The sequence below is a fragment of the Nocardia sp. NPDC004278 genome (assembly GCF_053602975.1).
This window is the reverse complement of the sequence record NZ_JBSGEQ010000001.1, coordinates 492,932-515,616: the sequence shown is the minus strand read 5'-3', so window position 1 is coordinate 515,616 and position 22,685 is coordinate 492,932. Positions and strand designations below refer to the sequence as shown.

The window sequence follows — 22,685 nt, the reverse complement described above, 5'->3', positions numbered from 1 at the left end:
GGGCCGGCGGGACCGATACCGAGCTCGAGCCGAACCGCGCAACGGTCTAGGTGAACGATTCACGTTCGCCGAGGACATTCGCATAACCAGCAACCTTCGCCGCCTGCTCCATCCGAGAGCAGCGAGCCCGGCTGACCGCGCCGCTGCGGTCGACCGCGGCTCAGTGCACCCACAATGCGGTCGGCGACATCCTCCGCCCCTGGAGACAGCCGTGACGATCTACGAATGCAGCCGGTCCATGACCAGCAGCGTCACGCCCGACGAATGGGCGTGGCGGATGGTGGGCCACAACGAACCGGCATGGCGACTGAGCTGGTTGCCCAACCAGCTGACCCGCGAACAGGCTTGGGCCGGAATGCAATTGCAGGAGATCCTGAGCCTTCCGGGCCCGGTATCGGACCACGACGCGCACGCGCGGGCATTGGCCGACCAACTCGGACTCACCGTGCAGCAGATCCTGCACCTGCTGCACCAACGGATGCTCGACAGGAGGCATTCGTGACCATCTACGTAACTCATTGGTCCATGACCAGCGATATCACCGCGGAGTCGGCCCACCGGCTGGCGGGGGAGTGGGCGAAATCGTGGCGGCTGAGCTGGCTGCCCGACCGGCTGCTGACACGGGACCAGGCAATGGCGGGGATGGATCTCGCAGAGATCTTCAGCACCCAGGATTTCCGGCACGACTCGACGGTTCGAGCACGGGCCTGCGTATGCGCCGGGCAACTCGGAATACCCCTCGAGCTCATCGGGCTCGAACTGCAACACCGGAGGCACCCATGACCGTCATGGCCACCGAATGGACCATGATCAGCGATCTTTCGCCCGAGTCCGCATACCGCGAATCCGTTTCCGCGACCGCGGGATGGCGGCTGAGCTGGCTACCCGACCGGCTACTCACCCGCGAACAGGCAATGGCCGGTATGGAACTCGACGAGACCCTGAGCGATCTCGACAGCGTCCACGATCACCATGCCCATGCCGATGCGGCAATCCTGGCCGGGAGGGTCGGCATCATCTGGGAGGAGGCGGTGATCCGGCTGTCCAAGCGGATCCTGGCCCGACTCCACCAGCGGCCCAATGAGATTCAGGATGATGACGGTGAACCGGCAGGCCGTGGCACCGCAGGGTGTACCTTCGGCTCCCATCGGATGTCGCCGCACGCGGACCGGCCACCGCGGGTGTTCGGATAGCGTGCGGCGCCACGGTGCATCGGTCGCTCGGAGGGGAGGCGGCCGATGTCATCGCGGCGGTTGTCCATCGCCGCGATTATCGAGTCGGAGCGACGATCTGGTCGATCTCGTGAATGGTCGGCATCGCGGCGGCCAAGGGCTTGTCACGGCCACCGGTGTCGCGCCGGGAACGACCATGACCAGTCCGGTGTCCACGTTCTCTTTGCCGCACACCAGCTTAGGCCCGGTATCCGCGAAATGACATGTCCCGCAACGATGCCTGGTCGCCCGAAAGGACCGGTCGGGATCAGGTGTGCGCGACGTGCTCCGCCCCGACCGCCTCGGCGATCGAGTGGTATCCGCCCGCGCGCAGTCGCTGCGCCAGCCCGTGGTGGATGTGGCGCATCCAGAACGGTCCGCCGTAGATGAACCCGGTGTAGCCCTGCAGCAGGGTGGCTCCGGCGAGGATACGCTCCCAGGCCTGGTCGGCGGTTTCGATACCGCCGACCGAGATCAGCACCAAGCGGTCGCCGACGCGGCGGTAGAGGCGGCGCAGGACTTCCAGGGAGCGCTCGGCGACGGGCGGACCGGACAGGCCGCCCGCACCCATGGCCGCCACCGCGGCGGGATCGGTGCGCAGGCCGTCGCGGCGGATGGTGGTGTTGGTGGCGACAATGCCCGCGAGACCGAGTTCGACGGCGAGATCGGCGACCGCGTCGACGTCCTCATCGGACAGATCGGGGGCGATCTTCACCAGTACCGGAACCTCGACGCTGTCGAGGACGGCCTGCAGCACCGGGCGCAGGGATTCAACGGCCTGCAGGTCACGCAGTCCGGGAGTATTGGGGGAGCTGACATTGACGACGACGAAGTCGGCGAGCGGCCCGAGCAGAGCGGCACTGACCGCGTAATCGGCTGCGGCGGCGGCGGGTTCGACGATCTTCGTCTTGCCGATATTCGCGCCGATCGGGACCCCGCCGCGGCGCGCGCGCAGATGTTCGGCCGCTGCGGCGGCGCCATGATTGTTGAAGCCCATCCGGTTGATCAGGCCGCGGTCGGCGGTCAGCCGGAACAGGCGCGGTGCGGGATTGCCGGGCTGGGCCTGTGCGGTAACGGTGCCGATCTCGGCGAAGCCGAATCCCAGTGGCGCCCAGGCGTCGACACCGTCGGCGTTCTTGTCGAATCCGGCGGCCAAGCCCAGCGGCGCGGGAAAGTCGATGCCGAATGCGTGGTTGCGCAGAATCGGATCATCGGTGGTGAGCACCTTGGTCATCGCCCAGCGCGACGGCCCGAACCGGGCGGCCAGCCGCATAGCCGTGAACGCCAGGTGGTGGATGCGTTCCGGCGGCAGCAAGAACATCAGGCGCAGCAGCAGTGAATACATAGCCTCACATTCCCGGTTCGGGCTGGGGTAGTAGTGCGGTTTTTCGCCTGCGCAGCAGCACTCGCCTGCTGCCGTCGGTATAGGCCCGCACGCGGGACAGTTCCCAACCGCCGAATTCGGCTTGGATGGCCAGCCGCATCGACGCCGTCACCCGGGTCACCTCCGGTGGCAGCCGCAGCGGCACATATTCGTAGTCGTCGCTGCTGGTTTCCCAGCTCGCCGGAAGCGCTGCGCGCGCGGCCCGATTCGGCTGGCGGCGGCCGCGGCGCCCCGCGTGGTCGCGCTGTGCTGCCTCCTCCGGGCCCGTCGCTGATTGTGGCGCCATCATTGCCCTTTCTTCCGCTGGTCCGCGCGGATCCGCTGCAGACCGTCTCCGGTCGCGGAACCGACGAACAGGTCACCGGTGCGCTGGTCGATGGTCACCGAATTCGGCTGTCGCACCGTCGGGAATCGGCCCACTTCTTTCGGTATACCCGTCGACAGGTCGAATCCGACGACTTCATTGCTCTGCGTGCACGTCACCCACACGGTGTCGGACCGCTGATCGTAGGCGAGCGCGTAAGGCGACGATCCTACCGGGAATCGCTGACGCAGTACGAGCGGTCCCGCGGTGTAGACCAGCAGTTCGTTACCGGCGGTGTCGGTGACGGTAATGCGACCGAACGGATCGGTGATCAGGTTGGTCGCGCCATCGCCTGCGCGCAGCGCCAGACCGAGGCGGTCTTTGCCGAGGTCGAGTTGGGTCAGCGAGGTCTGGCGGCGGTCCAGGACCGAGAGGTGATCGCCGGTCAGGGCCAGGGCATCGGCGGAGGCGAGGCCGGAGATGGTCTCGGCGACGGTACCGTCGGGCGCGAGTTCGCGCACCTTGCCGTCCGCGGTGCCGACGAACAATGCGCCGTCGTCGCGGTAGCGCACCGATCTGGCGTCCCCGTCGACGGGGATGTCGGTGGTGACGCCGGAGGTGATGTCGACACGCATGATGCGGTGGTCGGCGGGGACCAGTAGTTCACCCGGTTTACCCTGCGCCAAGCCGATGCCGCGGGCGGGCAGCAGCAGAGTGCGCACGCCGGTGTCGGAAGCGCCCTCGGCATCCTTGCGCGCGATCGTCGCGGGGTCGATGACGAACAGCGTGGTGCCCGCGTCACGGCTCGTATCGAGCGCAACCAACGTGCCGGTACCCGTCTCCGCGAGCAGCCCGCCGATCGGGTTCGCCAGCCGCAGAACGTCCCCGGTGGGTTGTGCGGTCCGCTCGGGTGCGACCGCCGCGGTGGCCGCGGGCCGGGTCTGTAGCTTGTCGCCATCGGAGTCGGAGGAACATCCGGCGATCAGCACCAGCACCGCCACGCTAGCGAGTGCTGAGGGGAGCCAACCACGAGGGCGCATCCAGCGAACTCCTTACATACGACGAACTATCCCGCTACATCACCATCTGACCATGATGGCGCACCTTCCCGGCCTACCGGGGTCGTCGCTGACGATGAATGTCGGTGATCGGGGTTACCGTTAACTTGAAACAGTGTCCAATTCAGGGAGATCCGGTTGAAAGCCGACCATCCATCGGGATTTGCCATCGATGACATAACCGTTGGTCCGTTTGCTCACGGATTCGGCACCACGGCCGATGGCAGGCCCTATGCCTTCCGCACGGTCCGGTCCACCGTCGTGTTGGAGATCTACCGAGCGGACCTGGACAGTGATGTGCCAGGGCCGGAGGATGTCGTCGCGATCGCGCAGGCGCGAGCCACCGATATCGATCTCGACGACGAACGCAGTGTGGTCGCGCTGGTGCGGGACATGATCCCGGATGCCGAACCGGTCGAGGCGGCCACGGATCGGGATGTGACAACCGTGCGCGCCCTACTGGGGCGGATCAGTGCCGTTATCGATGGTATGTAGATGCTGATGCCGTCCACACGATTCGCCCGTTCCGTGCTGACCGCGACCGCCCTGGTCGCTGTGGCCGCCGCGTGTAGCACAGGACCCGACGAGGCCTCGGTCGACGCCGCGCGCTCCTCGGCCATTGCCTCGCTATCGTCCTCGATCGCAACCTCGTCGAGCGCCGCGCACCGGCCGCTGCCGACGGCAGCCGAACTGGACACACAGATCAAACGCGCACTGGATCCGGCACTGCCCGACTCCGAACGCACCGACCTCATCGAAGACGGCGAGGCCTTCCGCAACGCCATCCCGGACATGTACCGGGCGCTGCAGGACAATCCGCGCGCCATCTACGGCGTCACCGACCCGGTTTTCGACAATCGTGACGGCACGCTGACCGCGACCATGCGGCTGGACAAGGACGGCACCGGCACCGCGGTGCGCACCACCGTCGTGCATTTCGTACTGCTCGATGGAAAGTGGAAGATCTCACGCACCGACCTGTGCGGCATTCTGCGCTCCGCCGATTACCGCACCCCGGCCTGTGGCTAGATGATCGAATCCGGGTCGCTGCGGTGGGGACGGTTCATCCACCGCCGTCGCTACCTCATGCTGGGCATCGCCATTGTCGCCGTGCTGTTCTCCGGCTGGTACGGCCGCGATCTGTCGGGCAGGCTCACCCAGGAGGGCTGGTTCGACGAGAGCAGTGAATCGGTCGCCGCGTCCAAGCTCGCCGACGCCACCTTCGGCCGCGATACCGACAGCGACATCATCCTGCTCTACACCGCGCCCGAGGGAATGACCGTCGACGACCCGACCGTGCGCAATGCGGTGACGACAGCGCTGAAGCAACTGCTCGCCCGCCACCCCGACCGGGTTCTGAAGGTCGACAGTTATTGGGACAGTCCCTTTGCCGCCCAGGCCGCCGACGCCTCGCACACCCATGCCTTCGCCAGCGTCGGACTGCGCGGGGAGGGTACCGCGACGGTCGAGAACTACACCGCGATCAAGGGGGAGCTGGGCGCCGGGCGCGCAGGCGGCGGGCCGGGCGGCACCACGGTGCAGTTGGCCGGGCTGCAGCCGATCGTCGAGGGCATCAATCAGGGCATGCAGGACGATATCCGCCGCGCCGAGATCATCGCGCTGCCGATCGTGGCGATCCTGCTGTATTTCGTCTTCGGCGGGGTGATCGGGGCGCTGCTGCCGGTGCTGATCGGTGGGATGACGGTGCTGGGCACCCAGGGCACCATCCGATTGCTCACCGATCACATCGCGGTGAACGTCTTCGCCAGTGCGGTGGTCACTTTGGTGAGCCTGGGGTTGGCGATCGACTACGGACTGTTCACCGTGACCCGGTTCCGGGAGGAGCTGGCGGCCGGGCACAGCGTGGAGGACGCGACGGCACGCACCGTCGCCACCGCCGGGCGCACCGTACTGTTCTCGGCCGCGATCATCGCGATCAGCTTGGCCGCATTGTTCATCTTCCCGAACGGGGTGCTGCGGTCGGTGCCCTATGGCGGCATCAGCTCGGTGCTGCTGGCCGCGCTGCTGTCGGTGACGGCACTGCCAGCGGTATTGAGCATTGTCGGGCGCCGGATCGATCTGTGGGGCTGGCATCGCTTCTCGCGCACCAGGACCGAGACGCAGATCGACGCCGGATTCTTCTCGCGGCTGGCGCAGCGGGCGATGCGGCGGCCGTGGGCGGTGGTGGTGCCGATCGTGCTCGGACTGCTCGCGTTGATCATCCCGATCCGCAATATCGAATTCGGTGGGATCAGCGAGCGGTATCTGTCCCAGGACAATCCGGCGCGGATCGCCCAGGAACGGTTCGACCAGCTGTTCCCGAGCTTCCGCACCGAACCGATAAAACTCGTCGTGGTGGGTGCGAATCCGCAGCAGCTCAGCGATATTCGCTACGAGGCGAGCCGAGTTCCCGGTCTGACGGGACGTTTCGAACCGGGTGCGCCGACCAAGGACGGGATCAATGTGCTCAATGCCGGTCTCGCCGAAAAACGAGACGCGGACACGGTGATCGACGCGCTGCGGGCGATTCCGGAACCGGCCGGGGTCGAGATCATGGTGGCCGGAGTGCCCGCGCTCGAGCGCGACAGCATCAATGGGCTGCTGGTGCGGCTGCCGCTGCTGGTCGCGATCCTGGTGGTGGCGGCATTGGGCATGCTGTATCTGGCGTTTCGTTCGATTGTGCTGGCGCTCAAGGCCGTTGTGATGAGCGCATTGAGCCTGGCCTCCACGCTCGGCGTGCTCACCTGGGTGTTCGTCGAGGGACATGGAGCCGGAATTTTCGACTTCACACCGGGGCCGCTGATGTTCGCGGTGCTGGCACTCATTGTGACGGTGGTGTTCGGGCTGTCCACCGACTACGAGGTATTCCTGCTGTCCCGGATGGCCGAGGCGCGCGCCGACGGTGCGTCGCCGCCAGCGGCCATCCGCTACGGCATCGCCCATACCGGTGCCGTGATCACCTCCGCGGCAGCGATTCTCATCGTGGTGACCGGTGCGTTCGGCTTCTCCGATCTGGTGTTGATGAAGTACATCGCCTACGGCATGATCGCGGCGCTGATCCTGGACGCGTCGGTGGTCCGCATGCTGTTGACACCCGCTGTGTTGAAGCTGATCTGGCGTTGAGTTCGGGTGCCCCGAGTGGGCGAGAGGATCGAGAATGACTGTGGTCAAGGGCGCGAATCTGGCCCTGATGTTTCTGCTGGAGCTGGGCGTGCTCGCCGGAGCGGCGATCTGGGGATTCACCCTGGACGCGAACCCGATCGTGCGCATTATCGCCGGAATCGGCGCACCCGCAGTGTTCATCGTGGTGTGGGCGCTGTTCGCGGCGGGCGGCGGCAAGAACGCGCGATTCCCTGTCACCGGCCGCTGGCGCGTGGCACTGGAGACCGCGTGGTTCGGCGGTGCCGCGGTGCTGATCGGACTCACATTCACGGCGCTGGCCGGGATCGCGTTCTTCGTGGTGTGGGCCGTGAACGGCGCGCTGCGGTTGCTGTGGCGGCAGGCCTGAGATCTTGTTGCCGACGGGTCAGCGGCGAACTGGGAGGACCAGCTGGGCACCCGTTATCGGGTGATCGAGGACCTCGACCGGGTGCTGGTAGACGCGGGTGAGCAGTTCGGTGGTGAGGACCTTGCGGGGTGGCCCGTCGGCGGCGATGCGGCCTGATTCCAGGACGGCGACGCGGTCGGCATAGGCGGCCGCGATGCCGAGGTCGTGCAGGACGACGACGACGGCGGCGCCCGCGGCCGCGCGGGCGGTGGCCAGCCTCAGCACCGCTTCCTGGTGGCCGAGGTCGAGGGCAGCGGTGGGTTCGTCCAGTAGCAGGGTTCCGGTGTCCTGGGCGAGCACGCGAGCCAGCGCGACGCGCGCGCGTTCGCCACCGGAGAGCGTCGGAAATGCCCGTGCAGCAAGGTGTTCCACATCGGCGGCGGTCATGGCGGCGGCGATCCGCTGATCATCGAGCTCGCGCCGCTCGGTGCGCACCCACGGCGCCCGGCCCATCGCCACCACCTCGCGGACGGTGAACGGAAACCCGACGGTATGACTCTGCGGCAGCACCGCCCGACGGCGCGCCATATCCAGATGCGACCAGTGCGCCAGCGCCCGCCCGTCGAGTTCGATCGAGCCCTCAACCGGTTCGAGCTCACCGGCGAGCGCCGCCAACAGCGTCGACTTTCCAGCACCGTTCGGACCGACCAGCGCCACGATTTCACCCGCGACCACCTCGAAGTCGACCGCCTCGAGCACCCGCCGCGCATGCGCCCCCGAAGCCCCCCGCCGGTCCACACTCACCCCCCGCGCGCGCAACGTCACCGCACCCCGCTCCGGCGCCACCGGCAGCTCATGCGTCCGCACGAATACCGAACTCAACCCCTCCAACACACCACTCACCGCTCCACCTCCCCGCTCTCGCGCTCGGGCAGGCACCCGCGGCGCTCCGTCCGGCCAGCACGTTCGGTGCATCCTGTCGTGTGCCCTCGACCAGCTGATCGGGTCATGCCCAACCTCCGGCGCGGGCGCGGGTGCGACGGAGGAGCCAGAAGAAGAACGGGCCGCCGATGAGGGAGGTGAGCATGCCGAGGGGGAGGTCGGCGTTGTGGACCAGGGAGCGGGCGGCGACGTCGGCGGCGAGCAGGACGACAGCGCCGACAATGGCGCTCAATGGGATCAGCACGCGGTGGGCGGGGCCGACGAGCATCCGGACCACATGCGGCACGATCAGGCCGACGAACAGCACGATGCCGGTGAACGCCACACCCGCCGTGGCGAGCACGGCCACCACCACAATGACATTGCGCCGCAGCCGTTCCACATCGACACCCAGGTGGCGGGCCGCGGATTCACCGAGGGCGAGCAGGTCGAGGCGGGGCGCGATGAGGACCGCGGCGAAAATTCCGATCGCGGTGAGCGGGGCGACGACGCGCACCGCCTCCCAGGTGGCGCCATTGAGACTGCCCAACTGCCAGAACACGATCTGGTCCCGGGCAGCGGGGGAGGCGACGAACAGCAGAAACGCGATCAACCCACCTGCGAAGGCATTGATCGCGACACCGGTGAGCACGAGCGTGACCACCTCGGTGCGCCCATTCGAACGCGACAGCAGATATACCAGCAGCGTTGTCAGCAACCCCGCCACGAATGCGGCCGTCGCCACCGACCATGCCGCCACGAACGTGCCGCCCACCACGATCACCGTGCCCGCACCTACCGCGGCCCCGGCCGAAACCCCGATCACACCCGGTTCGGCGAGCGGATTGGCGAACACCCCCTGCAGCAATGCACCCGCTGTCGCCAAGGCCGCCCCGACCAGCATCGCCAGCACCACCCGCGGGAACCGCACCTGCCACAGCGTCACCTCACCCGACGGATGCGCGGGCATCGGCCCCCAATTCAGCCCGATCCGATGCAGCACACTGCCCGCCACCTCGGCAGGCGTCGTCGGCACCTGCCCGATCGCCGCCGACGCCAAAGCCAGCAACACCAGCGCGGCCACCGCCACGGCGAACACCACCGTCGTGCGCGACCGCCCGCGCGACTTCGGCGCGACCGGCCGCGGACGGTGCGGCATTGCCGAATCGGCCGCCGTTGTCCCCGTAGCCTTTTCGTTCACATCAGTACCTCGCCGACGCGACCGCTGATCCGAGCTGCGGGTTGAGCGCACGATGCGCGCACAAACTCCATGACACCGCTTCGACTTTCCGGCGCGTCGGGCTCACTGATCGACGAATCCTGCCAGCGTTTCTGCCCGCGCCGCTGCGAGGGGTCCAACGCGGCGATCACCCCGGCGGTCATTGCCCGACCTCGCGCACCATCAGTCGCCCGGGTGCGAGCCGATCGCCGCAGTCCCGCACGCGATGTCGTGGCGCGTCGTTCATGCGGGCTTGGTGCCGTACACGGCCTCGCTGAGGGCGGCGATCACTCGGCCGGTATTGGGGCCGAAGCTCAGGACCACCGCGTCGGACATGTCGACGATGCGCTTGTTGCGACCGCCCGGGGTCTGCGCGATGCCGGGCACCTTCTCCAGTCCGTCCACGCCGCCGACCGACTTCAGCCCATCCGACATCACCAGCAGCACATCCGGTGCGGCCGCGATCATGCCCTCACTGGTGATCGCGACGAACGGCTCGGTCAACCCGGCCGCGGTGCCCGCGTCGCGCGCGCCCAGAGCGGTGATGAGGGCGTCCGCGCCGGACCCGGGTCCGGCGAGCATGGTGATGGCGGTGCTGCGCAGATAGAGGAAGGCGATGGTGAGGGGCTTATCGAGTTTGGGCACCGCGGCACTGGCGGCGACAATTTCGTCGTGGGTGCGCTGAGCCAGGGCCTGCCCGCGATCGGGAATGCCGAGCGCGGCGGCGACCGCCTCGATCTGCGGCACTACCCCGTCCATGGTGCGCTGCGGATCGAAGTAGACGACGGTGACCCCGGCGGCGCGCAACTGTTCACGCACTTGCGCCGCGGCGCTGGTGCTGTCGGTCAGGAAGACCGAAGGACGCAGCGCCAGAATCGATTCCACATTCAGCGACCCGCTGCCGCCGGTCACGTTCGGCACATTCGCGACCGCGGGGAACGCGGCCGCGGTGCTGCGCCCGACGAGTTTGGCGCCCATACCCAACGCCCAAACCGTTTGGGCGAGGGTGCCGTAGCGGTCGGCGGCAATAATGCGGCTGGCATCGGACACCGTTACCTCGGCCCCGTCGAAGGAGCGAACGGTCACCGGCAGCGTGGGGGTGGGTTCGGGCCCGATCGGCACCGGATCCAGATTCTCCAGTTTCGCGGTGACCGGCCCGCGCCCACCCGCGGTCGTGGCGTCGCTGCCGGTACCGCAGGCAGCCGAACCGAGCAGCAGGGCCAGCGCCAGCGCGGCCAGGAGGCAACGAGCCCCGCCGGATCGGACTCGGTCGAGATACCTCATGCAGGCAAGGCTAGCCTCCGTCATTCTGTCCGTGCACTCACGTCGTCGAGCGCCGCCGCGATGGCGCGCGGGAGTTCCAGTGTCTCGGCCGCCAGCACCCCGGTGAGCTGCCCGATATCGCGGGCCCCGACGATCATGCTCGCGATGCCGGGACGATCCCGGATCCAGGCCAGCGCGACGGCCAGCGGTGAGGTGGCCAACCCATCGGCGGCGGTCACCAAGGCATCAACGACCCGGGTGGCGCGATCGTCGAGCCGATGCCGGATCTCGGCGGCGGTCGCCTCGTCCGCACCACGCGAATCGGCGGGCACCCCGTCGCGATATTTGCCGGTGAGAATTCCCCCGGCCAGCGGCGCGGTGGCGATCAGCCCCACCCCGTGATGCCGGGTGGCCGGCATGAAATCGGTTTCGGTATCACGGGCCAGCAACGAGTACGGGGTCTGTGCGACCGTGACCGGCGCCACAGCGGCGAGGCTGGCGACCTGCCAGGCATTGAAACCACGCACCCCGGCGTAGCGAACCTTCCCGGAGCGGACCGCGAATTCGAGGGTGGCGGCGACCTCATCGAGCGGAGTCGCCGGATCCCAGGCCGCGACATGCCAGATATCGAGATAGTCGGTGCCCAATTCGAGCAGCGTGCGATCGAGCTGACGCAGCAGCGCGCGGCGCGAGGTGTCCACGGCCGCGCGTACGGGTTCCGGCGTGGGCACGGTCGGTCCCACCGGTGCCGGCGTGATCCGCGGTGCGACTCCCGCGCAGCCGCTGAGCACCAGATCGTCGCGCGAGACCAGATCGCCGAGCAGTTCGGCCAGGATCCGTTGTGCCGCACCGCCCGCGTAGGCGGGGGAGGTGTCGACCAGGGTGCCGCCTGCCTCGGCGAATGCCACCAACTGCCCCGCCGCGTCGTCGGTGTCGGTATGCCTGCCCCAGGTGTGGGTTGCCAGTCCGATCCGGGACACCCGTAGGCCGCTGCGGCCGACCGTCCGCTGTTCCATCACCGTGTCCGCGCATTCGTCACGGCGCCAAGCCTAGAGTGTGGATACGCAACTCGACGCCCACCAGCACAGTGGGTCGCACCGGCGCGCTGTCGAGTCGGCGGCCGCGACAGCGAATTCGGTCCTGGCGGACCCAGTTCGAGCGGGAAATCCGCACCCCATCGGTGCGGACCCGCATGCGGCGGAACAGCCGGGCACGCCGTCGCAACATCGACACTGTACTGTCGCTGCGTGATTGCGGCGATGGTCACAGTGCGGTGCTCGGCCGCCGGACCAATTGCCCAGTAGGAAAAGGTTTTTCGGGCGGAAGTGGAGGCGGATTCGTGGTCGGCGAGTCGATGACCTGGGTACAGGCCTTGGTACTCGGACTGGTGCAGGGGCTCACCGAGTTTCTGCCGATCTCCTCCTCGGCGCATCTGCGCATCGTGTCGGGAGTGTTCTTCGGCGATGACGCGGGCGCCTCGTTCACCGCGGTGACCCAGCTGGGCACCGAGGCCGCGGTGCTGGTGTATTTCGCCAAGGACATCTGGCGGATCATCGTCGCGTGGTTCGCCGGCCTGCGTGACAGGCTGACCAGCCGCAGTCGGCAGGACCTGCCGCTGCACGACCAGCCGACCACGAAACTGCCGGTCATCACCGCCGACTACAAGCGCGTCCTCGACGAACAGGCCCAGCGCGAACTCGATTACCGCATCGGCTGGTATGTGATCATCGCGACCATTCCGATCGGCGTGCTGGGCTTCCTGCTCAAAGATCAGATCCGCACCGGCGCGCGCAATCTGTGGCTGATTTCGTTCATGCTGGTCGCCTTCGCGCTGGTCATCGCCGCCGGTGAGTACTACGGACGCAAGATCCGCCCGATCGAGCAGCTGACCACCCGCGACGGGCTGATCATGGGCTTCGCCCAATGTCTTGCGCTGATCCCGGGCGTATCACGATCCGGCGCGACCGCGACGGCGGGTCTGTTCCTCGGACTGGAGCGCGAAGCCGCGGTGCGATTCTCGTTCCTACTGGCCATTCCCGCGGTGACCGCATCGGGATTGTTCAGCCTGCCCGATGCGTTCGAACCGGCGGGTGAGGGTCTCAATGCCAGCGGCCCGCAGCTGCTGGTCGCGACGATTCTCGCGTTCGCCGTCGGCTATGCCTCGGTCGCGTGGCTGTTGAAGTTCGTCGGCAAACATTCGCTGGACTGGTTCGTCGGCTACCGCATCGTGCTCGGCCTGACCGTCATGGGTCTGCTCGCGAGCGGAGTGGTGTCGGCGACATGATCGTTAGGCTGGTGCTATGACGGTGATCCTGCTGCGGCACGGTGTCTCGACCTCGAACACCGCCCGCACCCTGGCCGGGCGCAGTGCAGGTGTCGATTTGACCGAACTCGGCAACACCCAGGCCAGCGCCGTCGCCGATCGACTCGCCGTGCTGCCGATCGAGCACATCGTGCACTCACCGCTGCTGCGCTGTCAGCGAACGGTCGCGCCGCTGGCGGAAAAGCTGGGTCTGGAACCGGAGTACGACGATCGGCTGATCGAGGTCGACTACGGCGACTGGACCGGCAAGGCGATCGCGGATCTGGTCACCGAACCACTGTGGAAGGTGGTGCAGCGACACGCCTCCGGCGCGGTCTTCCCGAGCGGGGAGGGCTTGGCGCAGGTGCAAGTGCGCGCCGTCGCCGCGGTCCGCGAGCACGATCGCAGATTCGCCGAGAAGGCCGGTCACGATGTGCTCTGGGTGGCGTGCACCCACGGTGACGTGATCAAATCCGTACTCGCCGACGCACTCGGCATCCATCTCGACGGTTTCCAGCGCATCGTGGTCGAGCCCGCCTCGATCAGTATCGTGCGCTACACGCCGACCGCGCCGTATGTGGTGCGGCTCAACGATACGGGCACGGATCTGTCGGGCTTGGCGGCAACCAAACCGCAACGGCCCGCATCGGATTCCCGGACGCCGCCGGACGCCGAACCGGTCGATACCTCGGGCCCGGTTCCCGGTGGCGAGCTGGGTGGTACCCCGAGTGCGGATAATGGGAATGCGGAGCTTTGAAATTCCTTGTAAACGAGTAGGTGGCGTGTTGCGGAGTCCAGCGCCGCGGGTAGTCGATCAGGGTCACGTATCAGGAGGTGCAGATGTCTCGCGCAATCCATGTATTTCGCACCCCCGATCGTTTTGTCGCCGGGACCGTCGGTGAGCCGGGCGATCGCTCGTTCTATTTGCAGGCCGTGCAGGAACCACGGGTGGTCAGCGTGCTGCTGGAGAAGCAGCAGGTAAAGGTGCTCGCCGACCGCATGGGGCTGCTACTGGACGAGGTCGCGCGTCGATTCGGCGCCGAAGTACCGCCGCAGGCCGAGGACATCTCCGACAGCGACCCGCTGGTGACTCCGATCGACGCCGAATTCCGGGTCGGCACCATGGGCCTGGGCTGGGATGCGGACGCGGGTGCGGTGGTCGTGGAACTGCTGGCGATCACCGAGACCGAGGTCGACGAATCGGTGGTACTCGACGACACCGAGGAAGGTCCGGATGCGGTGCGGGTATTCCTGACCCCGATCCAGGCGCGGGAGTTCGCGTTGCGCTCGACGCGGGTGATCGCGGCGGGGCGGCCGCCGTGTCCGCTGTGCGGGGAGCCGCTGTCGGCGCGTGGGCATATGTGTGTGCGAACCAACGGATACAAGCGCGGGGATATTTTCGGCGCGGCCGAGCTAGAGGAGTAGTCCGTGGCCGAGCCTCGATGGCACACCGCGGAATTGTCGGTGATCGGGCGGGTGACGACCGCGAGCAACGTCACGCTGGTCTGCGATGCGGACGGTTCCGATGGCGTGCCTGTTCGCGTGGTCTACAAGCCGGTGCGCGGTGAGCGGCCGCTGTGGGATTTCCCGGACGGCACCCTCGCCGGGCGTGAGGTCGCCTCGTATCGGGTGTCGGATGCACTCGGCTGGGGTGTCATTCCGGAGACGATCCTGCGCGATGGTCCGTATGGGCCCGGCATGGTGCAGCGGTGGGTGGAGTCGGTGGACAACCACACCGACCAGGGCAACCGGCTCGATCTGGTCGATCTGGTGCCGTTGGGCGCGGTTCCGGATGGATTCTGCGAGGTGCTGCGCGCCCAGGACCCGGCGGGCAACGAGGTCTCGCTGATCCATGCCGACGACCCTCGCCTGCAGCGAATGGCGGTGCTCGACGTGCTGCTCAACAATGCCGACCGCAAGGGCGGGCATGCCCTGGAAGGTGTCGACGGTCAGGTCTACGGCGTCGACCACGGCATCTGCCTGCACAGCGAGCACAAACTGCGCACGGTGCTATGGGGTTGGGCGGGCAAACCCATCTGCGATGGACTGATGGCCGATATCGCCGCCTTCGCCAAGGCCCTCCCCGGCGCGGTCGCCGATGATCTCGCGTCGCATCTCACCGATGCCGAGATCGAAGCACTCGCCGACCGCACGCGCGAACTGCTGGACAACCCGGTAATGCCATTGCCGCGAACGTCGCGACCGATTCCGTGGCCTGCGTTCTGAACTGGGCTCGGGACTACCGCCGTCGACCGCTTGCGATATGCAGTAGGTGCCGCATTTCATCGACTGCATCGGTGCACGAACTGTCCAATGTGACAACGGTTTCCGCATCGACCGAGAAGAGTCCACCCAACTCGGGATAGTTCACCCCCTCGGCAGCAACGGATCCCGACACCCCCACCTTCGTCTCGAAACGCGCATGATCACCTGGTCAACCCCTGGCGGAGGACCGCCGGACCGCGCATGGCAAGTTCCGAGCGAGCGAGGCGCTGCCGATGCAGTGGATGCCAGCGCCGACGGCCGCGCGGTGGTCCTGGATCCGGGACACGCTCGACCAGGCGCCCGGCGATGGTCACCGCGATTCGCGCCCAGCGCGCTGCGCCCGTCGTGGTCGCGGAACTGGGCTGATATCGATCGTGCAGCCGCCTAGTGTGCGGGCCACGGAACCCCTTGCGGCTGCTGGCGTGAGGTGGGTTCGCTCAAAGGGCGAAAGTGAGGCGAGGGCGCGCTTGGAGCATCGGGCGCTGACTCGCGCGGCCCCGCAACACTCGTACACACGGCCGGGCAATACTCCTCTACACGAGGCATAGCAGGCACCGCGGCACTCGGCCAGGCAGGCACTCCAGCACGCAGCCAGGCGAGCACTGGAGTGCGCGGCCTGGTGCGTTGGGCATTCCGCAGGTTGGTGGACTCGGCAGAGCCGAGGGGCTTGCGGTGTCAGCTCAGCAGTGGGCGGACCTCGGTGCCGACGAAGTGGACGAAGTCGATCAGGTTCGGGTCGTCGTCGGTGGGTTCGAGGACAACGGTGTCGGCGCCCGCATCGGCGTAGTGGCGGATGGTGTTCGCAATGGTTTGTGCATCGCCCGCGATGCCTGCCTCGGCCGGGTGGTCACCGCTGTTGCGTTGCTGGGCGGCGGTGAGGCGCTCGGATGCATCCGGGCCGGTGGCGGTGAGCAGGTTGACGATCAACCGGTGTGTTCCGGTGCGTCCGGCTTTCGAGCGGCCTTCTTCGATGAGCGCGCGGGCGGCGCGGACGCCGTCGGGGGTGGTCCGTGCGGTGAGGATGGTGGCGTCGGCGAGTTCGCCGGACAGCCGCAGTGTCTGCGGGCCGGTCGCGGCGGCGGCGATCGCTGGGGGTGTGGTCGGCGGCCAATCCAGGGCGACATTGTCGAGCTGCACGTAGCGGCCCGCAGTGCTGACCTTCTCGCCGTTCAGCAGGCCGCGCAGCGCGCCCAACTGTTCGCGCAACAGCGTCATCGGCGACTCGACGCGAGCACCGACCTGCCCCATCCAGTCCTGCACCCCGTGTCCGAATCCCGGAACCACCCGCCCCGGATGCAGTCGCAGCAGCGCCGCCACTTCCATCGCGGCAAGTGCCACATTCCGCAGCGGCACCGGCATTACCCCGATGCCGACCCGCACCCGTTCGGTTCGCGCCAATACCGTTGCGGCACTGGCGATCCCGCCGCCCCAGAAGCAGTCCTCCCACAGCCACAACTCTTCCAGCCCGCTGTCCTGCGCCGCGGCCGCCACCGCGACCAAACGTTCGGGAGAGATCTGAGGCAACGACACCGCACCGAGAACAGTCATCCGTCCAACCTAGCGTGATCCCATTCGGCCCCGGCGGGATTCGGCTCCGTCCGTGGGCCGCGGAGCCCGTCGAAACTTCGCTGGGCCAGTGCTGCTGATGGCAGTCCGCGTGGCTGCGGGGACCGAGTTCGATACGTCTCGAGCGGGGATCGCGCGCGGCGGAGCAATCGAGAATGGGCCACAGAACCTGGCAGACGTGGACCTGGTACTGCCCGCGGACGCCGTACAACACCTCGAATCCGCTGTCCGGTCCGCCGCGTGGATTCCCGATCGACCGCATCATTGAATGCGGCGTTCTACCGTTCGTCTACGGTGTAGCCGCAAGAAAGCTGACCCGGCCGCATCGGAGTGACCTGCGTCACTCGCAGCAATTCGATCCGCGAGCGCGGAAATATTGACTTCCGATTTTCACTACGTCGGGGCAGGTCAGATCCGGGGTGTTCGCCGCCGACGGTACCGCTCGGGGCAGGGCGCGGCGCAATGGCCGCCACCACACCTTTACTCTCGAATCATGCAGTCCTGGTCCGATACCGCCCTACCGACAATTCCCGGAGCAGGGCCTCCATTGCGGTTGTACGACACCGCCGACCGCCAGGTTCGCCCGGTGACCCCGGGCGCCACGGCCACCATGTACGTCTGCGGGATCACCCCCTATGACGCCACCCATCTCGGGCACGCCGCCACCTACCTGACCTTCGATCTGGTCAACCGGCTCTGGCGCGACGCGGGCCACGATGTGCACTACGTGCAGAACGTGACCGATGTCGACGACCCGCTGTTCGAGCGCGCGGCCCGCGACGGTATGGACTGGCGTGATCTGGGTACCCGCGAGATCGATCTGTTCCGCGAGGATATGTCCGCGTTGCGGATCGTGCCGCCGCGCGACTACATCGGCGCGATCGAATCCGTCGACGAGGTCGTCGAATTCGTAGAGAAGCTGCTGGCCTCGGGTGCGGCGTACACGGTCGACGATGCCGAGTTCCCCGATATCTACTTCCGCGCCGACGCCACCGAACAATTCGGCTACGAATCCGGCTACGACCGGGCGACCATGGATCGCCTGTTCGCCGAGCGCGGCGGCGACCCGGATCGTCCCGGCAAACGCGACACCATCGATGCGCTGCTGTGGCGCGCCGCCCGTCCCGACGAGCCGTCCTGGCCCGCCCCATTCGGTGCGGGCCGCCCCGGTTGGCATATCGAGTGTGCGGCGATCGCGCTCAACCGCCTCGGCCCGGAATTCGATATCCAGGGCGGCGGCAGCGATCTGATCTACCCGCACCACGAGTACTCGGCCGCGCACGCCGAGGCGCTCATCGCGGGCCGCCGCTTCGCCCGCCACTATGTGCACGCCGGTCTGATCGGCCTGGACGGCGAGAAGATGTCGAAGTCCAGGGGCAATCTGGTGCTGGTCTCCAAGCTGCGCCGCGCCGGAGTCGACCCGGCCGCCATCCGCCTCGGCCTGCTGGCCGGTCACTACCGCCAGGACCGCATGTGGACCGACACCGTCCTCGCCGAGGCCACCGGCCGCCTGGACCTGTGGCGCCGCGCCACCGCACTCGCCTCCGGCCCCGCCGCAGTGGACACCATCGCCCGTCTGCGCCAACATCTCGCCGACGACCTCGACACCCCGAAAGCCCTTGCCGCCCTGGACAACTGGGCCACTCAGGCGCTGGACTACGGCGGCCGGGACAGCGCGGCCCCAGCTCTCGTCGCCACCGCCGTGGACGGTCTACTCGGCGTGCGGCTATAGCTCACAGCTGGCCCCACCGGGTCACTGCGGCAGACAGCACCGCAAGGGCCTCGACCGCAGTCGATGCGCAGCCATCCGTGCCGCACCGACTGCGGTCCCCAGGTCACCGCCTCGACCGCCACATCACGACAGCAAAACCATAGGCAGCGCCGCCGAAATCCGCGACGGGCAGATGACCCCGGCGCTGCCATGCGCCGCCCAGCTCGGCAACCTGGGCCTGCGCTTGGTCACCGAGGTTCAAACCAGCTCGACCGCAGGTGCGGTGGGAAGGCGGGTGTGCCGTGGCGGGTTGATCGGGCGGATTCGGGTGGGATCGCTGGGGGGTGGCAGATGGGTTGTTCGGCGGGGCGATCCGTGGTGTTGTACACGGGTGTGCGGTATTCATCCTCGCGGATTGATGGGTTGGCGGAACCGGATCGGTGCGGTGATCGAGGCGGGGGGTGTGCTCGCGGCGGGGCGGTTGGCAGGCTCGGGCGGGCAGGGGGATGCGCGGACTGTTGCGGCACGCACTCGGTTTTTCGGGGCGGATGTGGTGGATCCGGATACCGGTGCGGTGCGTGCGGATCGGGTGGTGCTGTCCTGGGTGGGGTGCACGACCTATGCGTTCGCCCTGGCCGGTTCGGTGTTTCTGTTGGATGCGTGGGTGCCGCGGTTGACGAGTACCGGCTATGTGCCCGCGACCGCGCAGGATCTAGCGGATCTGGCGCCAGAGGCGATCTTCATCGGGCACGGGCATTTCGATCACGCCGGTGATGCGGGGCGGATCGCGCAGGCCTGCGGAGCTGTCGTGTACGGAACCGCCGAGCATGGCGCGAATATCCGTGCGCAAGTGGCGGATCCGACGTTCGAAACGGTCGCGCTCGGGGACGCGAGTTCGCGGCCGGGAGAGCGGCACGACTTCACCGTCGGCCCGGTCGAGGTGACCGCGGTCCGCCACGTGCACTCCGCACCGACCGCACCCGAGCGGCCGGGCGGATCCGCGCCGTTCTTCCCGAGGCCTGAACTGCACGCGCTCGTGCATCATCCACCCACGTTGGCGGGTGTGCTGCAGAGCGCGCCGCGCCTCAAGGATCCGGAGGGCGGCAGCCTGCTCTATCAATTCCGCGTACCCGGATTCTCCTTGCTCTGGCACGACTCCTCGGGTCCGCTCACCGAAAGAGCCGCGCAGGTCTTCGACGTCTTCGCTGAGCTACCGTCCACCAACGTGCAGATCGGCGCAGTCCAGGGCTTCAACCAGATCGTGAACGGCCTGCGCGACCCCCGCCGCTACATCGAGGCGATCCGCCCCGAACTGTTCGTGCCCAGCCACCACGACAATTGGCTGCCCGGTCTGACCGCCTCAGCCGCCACCTACGATGCACCCCTGCGCGGCGAACTGGCCCGCATCGCCGCCGACCGCCGCCCGCAGCTGCGCCCCATGCACGACCCCTTCGACTACCTCAGCCCCCACCGCCTGACCTTTCCACTGTAAATCGCGTCAGTGAGCCGGTCTGGGCGGCAGACGCGCGGCCATCGTGGCGAGGTTGTCAGCGAAAGTGAGGACGAATTCGGCACAGAGGTCGATGAGTTCGTCGCGGCTGATGTCGATGCCGCCATCGAGCCAGACCAGCACCAGTTCGGCGGCGCCACCGGTGATCATCAGCGAGACCGCGCGCACCAGGATGTCGCTGCCCGGCGGCGGGTCCAGCAGGGCGCGTTCCTGATCGGCGACGACATCGGCGATGGTGCGCATGGCGGCGGCGCGGCGGCGCATCAGGGTTTCACTGCCGTGTGCCTCGGCGAAGGCGACCCGGGCTCGGCGCGGGTCATCGATGACGGAGGTGAGGATGGCGGTGACCGCGGCTCGCGTTTTGGCCGCAATGCCGTCGGGTGCCGCGGCCAGGGCGTCCAGAGAACTGCGGATAGCGGTGTCGATGATCTCGTCGTGCACCGCCGCGGCCAGGGCATCGAGGTCGGAGAAGCTCTCGTAGAAGAAGCGCGGGCCCACCTTGGCCTGTTCGCAGACTCCGCGCACCGTGGTGGTCGCCCAGCCCTGGGTGCCGATGATGTCGAGTGCGGCGTCCATGAGGCGACGCCGGCGTTCCTCGCGCCGCTGTTCGGCGGAGGTACCACGATAGATCCCGGTCGCTGCCCGTGTCACAGGGTCAGTATGCCGCAGCACAATCAGGAAACAAGCGTTTACGGAAACTATCGATTCCGGTATGGTCTGGGTCACAGAAGTTCGCAAAGGCGCGAGAGGATCACGACCATGGCGACCATTGCCCTTCGGGCAAAGTACGCGGCGGCCGCACTGGCCGAGCGCTATCCCACTCGGACCCGAACCCTCGCCGAACCGCCCGCGGGCAGCGAATTACGGCCGGTGCTCGGTGATTACGGATTGCCGGTGATCGGGCACGCGCTCCCGGCCATGACCGACAATCTCGACTTCGCCCGGCGCCGCTTCGAAAAGTACGGTCCGGTCCAGTGGTCCGGCATGCTCGGGCGCCGCGTCGTCATGGTGGTGAGCCCGGAGGCGATCGAGGAAGTCCTCTCCGACCGCGACAAGGTGTACTCCGCGCGGCGCGGCTACGACTTCTTCATCGGACCGTTCTTCCACGGCGGGATCCTGTTGCGCGACTTCGACGAGCACCGCTACCACCGGCGCATCCTGCAGCAGGCCTTCACCCGGCAGCGGCTGGTCGGCTATCTCGACATCACCACTCCCGCGATCGCCCGCGGCATGCGTGACTGGTTGCCCGGCAATGACTTTCAGTTGTTCCCCGCGACCAAGGACCTGCTGCTGCGGATGGCGTCGGAGGTGTTCATGGGCGCACGCCTCGGCCCCGAGGCCGCCCGGCTCGAGCGGGCGTTCATCGATGCGGTGCGCGGTGGACAGGCGCTGGTGCGCACCAATCTGCCCGGGGGTCTGTGGGCGAAGGGATTGCGCGGGCGCAAGGTGCTCGAGGACTACTGTCGCGCGGAAATGCCCGCAAGACGTGCGGGCAGCGGCGATGACCTGTTCAGTGTGCTGTGCCATACCGCGAGCGATGAGGGCCATACCTTCACCGATCAGGACATCGTCGACCATTTGATCTTCGTATTGATGGCCGCGCACGACACCAGCACCATCGCGCTGTCGATGATGGGCTATCAGCTGGGCCTGCACCCCGAATGGCAGGACCGGCTGCGCGCGGAATCACAAGCGCTGGGCAAGGATTCGCTGGACTACGACGATCTCGACCGGCTACCCGCCCTGGATCTGGTGTTCAAGGAGATCCTGCGAATGCACTCCCCGGTCGGCCAGCAGATCCGGGAGACGGTGCGCGACACCGCACTTCAGGGCCATTTCGTCCCTGCCGGCACCATAGTCGTCATCGGCTCGCACTCCGCGATGCGCATCGACCGCTGGTGGCACGACCCGGATGTCTTCGATCCGGAACGTTTCACCGCCCAGCGCCACGAGGACAAATCGCACCGCTATGTCTGGGCACCCTTCGGCGGCGGCGCACACAAGTGCATCGGCCTGTACTTCGGCGGGATGACCGTCAAGGCGATCATGCACCGCATGCTCCTGCACTACCAATGGTCGGTACCCACCGACTACGTCCCCCCAATGGGCTGGGCAACCGGCCCCACCCCCCTCGACGGCCTGCCCATCCACCTGCAAACCACCCGCGTCGAATCCCGGCGCCCCGCATGAAAATCACCGCCGACCGCTCCCGCTGCCAAGGCCACGGCATGTGCGAAGCCCTACTACCGAACGTCTTCCAGATCGACAAATCCGGCAAAGTCCAAATCCTGGTCGACCAGATCCCCACCCCCGACCACCCCGACGCCGAACTAGCAATCGAATCCTGCCCCGTCCAAGCCCTCCACCACCCACCCCACTGACCCGCCAGAATCCGCCGCCCCAGGCATATGCAGCGGGTGAGAATGCGCTGATGCAGGGGTGCTCTCGGCGTTTGCCTGCGCCAGCGCATGGTGATCGTATGTC

General features: G+C 67.5%; 25 protein-coding genes. 15 read left to right on the top strand and 10 right to left on the bottom strand.

All coding sequences use genetic code 11. The annotated features are described in order from the left end of the window. The first annotated feature begins 211 nt into the window (after positions 1-211). From ACWEO2_RS02340 to ACWEO2_RS02330, 3 genes are read left to right on the top strand one after another with little or no spacing between them, the layout of a single operon-like run. On the top strand, positions 212-502 hold the full coding sequence (locus ACWEO2_RS02340) for a hypothetical protein (protein WP_452403658.1): 291 nt from the start codon (positions 212-214) through the stop codon (positions 500-502). After that, positions 499-783 (top strand): hypothetical protein, encoded by a 285-nt coding sequence (locus ACWEO2_RS02335; RefSeq protein ID WP_354955194.1) that lies wholly within the window; start codon positions 499-501, stop codon positions 781-783. Before ACWEO2_RS02340 ends, ACWEO2_RS02335 begins: the two co-directional genes overlap by 4 nt. Then, positions 780-1,193 (top strand): hypothetical protein, encoded by a 414-nt coding sequence (locus tag ACWEO2_RS02330; RefSeq protein ID WP_452403657.1) that lies wholly within the window; start codon positions 780-782, stop codon positions 1,191-1,193. The genes ACWEO2_RS02335 and ACWEO2_RS02330 overlap by 4 nt, the downstream gene beginning before the upstream one ends. 286 nt (positions 1,194-1,479) lie before the next feature. Here ACWEO2_RS02330 and ACWEO2_RS02325 read toward each other — a convergent pair whose 3' ends face one another. The 3 genes from ACWEO2_RS02325 to ACWEO2_RS02315 are packed head-to-tail and all read right to left on the bottom strand — an operon-like array spanning position 1,480 to position 3,939. After that, complete coding sequence (locus ACWEO2_RS02325) at positions 1,480-2,556, bottom strand: quinone-dependent dihydroorotate dehydrogenase (RefSeq protein ID WP_452403656.1); 1,077 nt, start codon at positions 2,554-2,556, stop codon at positions 1,480-1,482. A 4-nt stretch (positions 2,557-2,560) separates the two neighbouring features. Continuing rightward, positions 2,561-2,881, bottom strand: coding sequence for a DUF5703 family protein (locus ACWEO2_RS02320; protein ID WP_452403713.1), 321 nt, complete (start codon positions 2,879-2,881; stop codon positions 2,561-2,563). After that, positions 2,881-3,939, bottom strand: a complete 1,059-nt coding sequence (locus ACWEO2_RS02315) for a YncE family protein (RefSeq protein WP_452403655.1) — start codon at positions 3,937-3,939, stop codon at positions 2,881-2,883. The genes ACWEO2_RS02320 and ACWEO2_RS02315 overlap by 1 nt, the downstream gene beginning before the upstream one ends. 156 nt (positions 3,940-4,095) lie before the next feature. Between ACWEO2_RS02315 and ACWEO2_RS02310 the strand changes: the two genes are divergently transcribed. From ACWEO2_RS02310 to ACWEO2_RS02295, 4 genes are read left to right on the top strand one after another with little or no spacing between them, the layout of a single operon-like run. Then, positions 4,096-4,452, top strand: a complete 357-nt coding sequence (locus ACWEO2_RS02310) for a hypothetical protein (protein ID WP_354955202.1) — start codon at positions 4,096-4,098, stop codon at positions 4,450-4,452. Continuing rightward, on the top strand, positions 4,453-4,986 hold the full coding sequence (locus ACWEO2_RS02305; protein WP_452403654.1) for a hypothetical protein: 534 nt from the start codon (positions 4,453-4,455) through the stop codon (positions 4,984-4,986). Then, positions 4,987-7,080 carry an MMPL family transporter gene (locus ACWEO2_RS02300; RefSeq protein WP_452403653.1) on the top strand — a complete coding sequence of 698 codons (2,094 nt, stop codon included), beginning with the start codon at positions 4,987-4,989 and terminating at the stop codon, positions 7,078-7,080. Between the two features lie 34 nt (positions 7,081-7,114). Continuing rightward, positions 7,115-7,465 (top strand): YrdB family protein, encoded by a 351-nt coding sequence (locus tag ACWEO2_RS02295; protein WP_452403652.1) that lies wholly within the window; start codon positions 7,115-7,117, stop codon positions 7,463-7,465. 18 nt (positions 7,466-7,483) lie between these two features. On the opposite strand, the gene ACWEO2_RS02290 is transcribed toward ACWEO2_RS02295, so the two are convergent. The 5 genes from ACWEO2_RS02290 to ACWEO2_RS02270 form a co-directional block, all read right to left on the bottom strand. Then, entirely contained in the window at positions 7,484-8,347 is an 864-nt protein-coding gene (locus ACWEO2_RS02290) for a heme ABC transporter ATP-binding protein (RefSeq protein ID WP_452403651.1), read from the bottom strand. Between the two features lie 103 nt (positions 8,348-8,450). Beyond that, positions 8,451-9,524, bottom strand: coding sequence for a FecCD family ABC transporter permease (locus ACWEO2_RS02285; RefSeq protein WP_452403712.1), 1,074 nt, complete (start codon positions 9,522-9,524; stop codon positions 8,451-8,453). A gap of 38 nt (positions 9,525-9,562) precedes the next feature. Then, positions 9,563-9,748, bottom strand: coding sequence for a hypothetical protein (locus ACWEO2_RS02280; RefSeq protein WP_452403650.1), 186 nt, complete (start codon positions 9,746-9,748; stop codon positions 9,563-9,565). Between the two features lie 79 nt (positions 9,749-9,827). Then, complete coding sequence (locus ACWEO2_RS02275; RefSeq protein ID WP_452403649.1) at positions 9,828-10,868, bottom strand: heme/hemin ABC transporter substrate-binding protein; 1,041 nt, start codon at positions 10,866-10,868, stop codon at positions 9,828-9,830. 20 nt (positions 10,869-10,888) lie between these two features. Next, positions 10,889-11,863, bottom strand: coding sequence for an aldo/keto reductase (locus ACWEO2_RS02270; protein ID WP_452403648.1), 975 nt, complete (start codon positions 11,861-11,863; stop codon positions 10,889-10,891). Between ACWEO2_RS02270 and ACWEO2_RS02265 the strand changes: the two genes are divergently transcribed. The 4 genes from ACWEO2_RS02265 (at position 11,749) to ACWEO2_RS02250 (ending at position 15,375) form a co-directional block, all read left to right on the top strand. Further along, positions 11,749-13,131 carry an undecaprenyl-diphosphate phosphatase gene (locus tag ACWEO2_RS02265; protein ID WP_452403647.1) on the top strand — a complete coding sequence of 461 codons (1,383 nt, stop codon included), beginning with the start codon at positions 11,749-11,751 and terminating at the stop codon, positions 13,129-13,131. The genes ACWEO2_RS02270 and ACWEO2_RS02265 overlap by 115 nt on opposite strands. Positions 13,132-13,147: 16 nt before the next feature. Next, positions 13,148-13,906, top strand: a complete 759-nt coding sequence (locus ACWEO2_RS02260; protein ID WP_354955216.1) for a histidine phosphatase family protein — start codon at positions 13,148-13,150, stop codon at positions 13,904-13,906. Between the two features lie 83 nt (positions 13,907-13,989). Then, positions 13,990-14,574, top strand: coding sequence for a DUF3090 domain-containing protein (locus ACWEO2_RS02255; RefSeq protein ID WP_354955218.1), 585 nt, complete (start codon positions 13,990-13,992; stop codon positions 14,572-14,574). Between the two features lie 3 nt (positions 14,575-14,577). Beyond that, positions 14,578-15,375, top strand: coding sequence for an SCO1664 family protein (locus tag ACWEO2_RS02250; protein WP_354955220.1), 798 nt, complete (start codon positions 14,578-14,580; stop codon positions 15,373-15,375). 714 nt (positions 15,376-16,089) lie between these two features. Here ACWEO2_RS02250 and ACWEO2_RS02245 read toward each other — a convergent pair. Next, positions 16,090-16,962: an LLM class flavin-dependent oxidoreductase gene (locus ACWEO2_RS02245; RefSeq protein ID WP_452403646.1), complete on the bottom strand. Its 873-nt coding sequence runs from the start codon at positions 16,960-16,962 to the stop codon at positions 16,090-16,092. A gap of 511 nt (positions 16,963-17,473) precedes the next feature. Here ACWEO2_RS02245 and mshC point away from each other — a divergent pair. Together mshC and ACWEO2_RS02235 are read left to right on the top strand one after the other, a co-directional pair. Next, complete coding sequence (mshC, locus tag ACWEO2_RS02240; protein WP_452403645.1) at positions 17,474-18,712, top strand: cysteine--1-D-myo-inosityl 2-amino-2-deoxy-alpha-D-glucopyranoside ligase; 1,239 nt, start codon at positions 17,474-17,476, stop codon at positions 18,710-18,712. Between the two features lie 397 nt (positions 18,713-19,109). Then, positions 19,110-20,183, top strand: coding sequence for an MBL fold metallo-hydrolase (locus tag ACWEO2_RS02235; protein ID WP_452403711.1), 1,074 nt, complete (start codon positions 19,110-19,112; stop codon positions 20,181-20,183). Positions 20,184-20,189: 6 nt separating this feature from the next. On the opposite strand, the gene ACWEO2_RS02230 is transcribed toward ACWEO2_RS02235, so the two are convergent. Next, entirely contained in the window at positions 20,190-20,852 is a 663-nt protein-coding gene (locus tag ACWEO2_RS02230) for a TetR/AcrR family transcriptional regulator (RefSeq protein ID WP_355187980.1), read from the bottom strand. Positions 20,853-20,960: 108 nt separating this feature from the next. Here ACWEO2_RS02230 and ACWEO2_RS02225 point away from each other — a divergent pair, with 108 nt between their 5' ends. Continuing rightward, positions 20,961-22,391, top strand: a complete 1,431-nt coding sequence (locus tag ACWEO2_RS02225; protein WP_452403644.1) for a cytochrome P450 — start codon at positions 20,961-20,963, stop codon at positions 22,389-22,391. Further along, positions 22,388-22,582, top strand: coding sequence for a ferredoxin (locus ACWEO2_RS02220; RefSeq protein ID WP_452403643.1), 195 nt, complete (start codon positions 22,388-22,390; stop codon positions 22,580-22,582). Before ACWEO2_RS02225 ends, ACWEO2_RS02220 begins: the two co-directional genes overlap by 4 nt. The last annotated feature ends 103 nt before the right edge of the window (positions 22,583-22,685 follow it).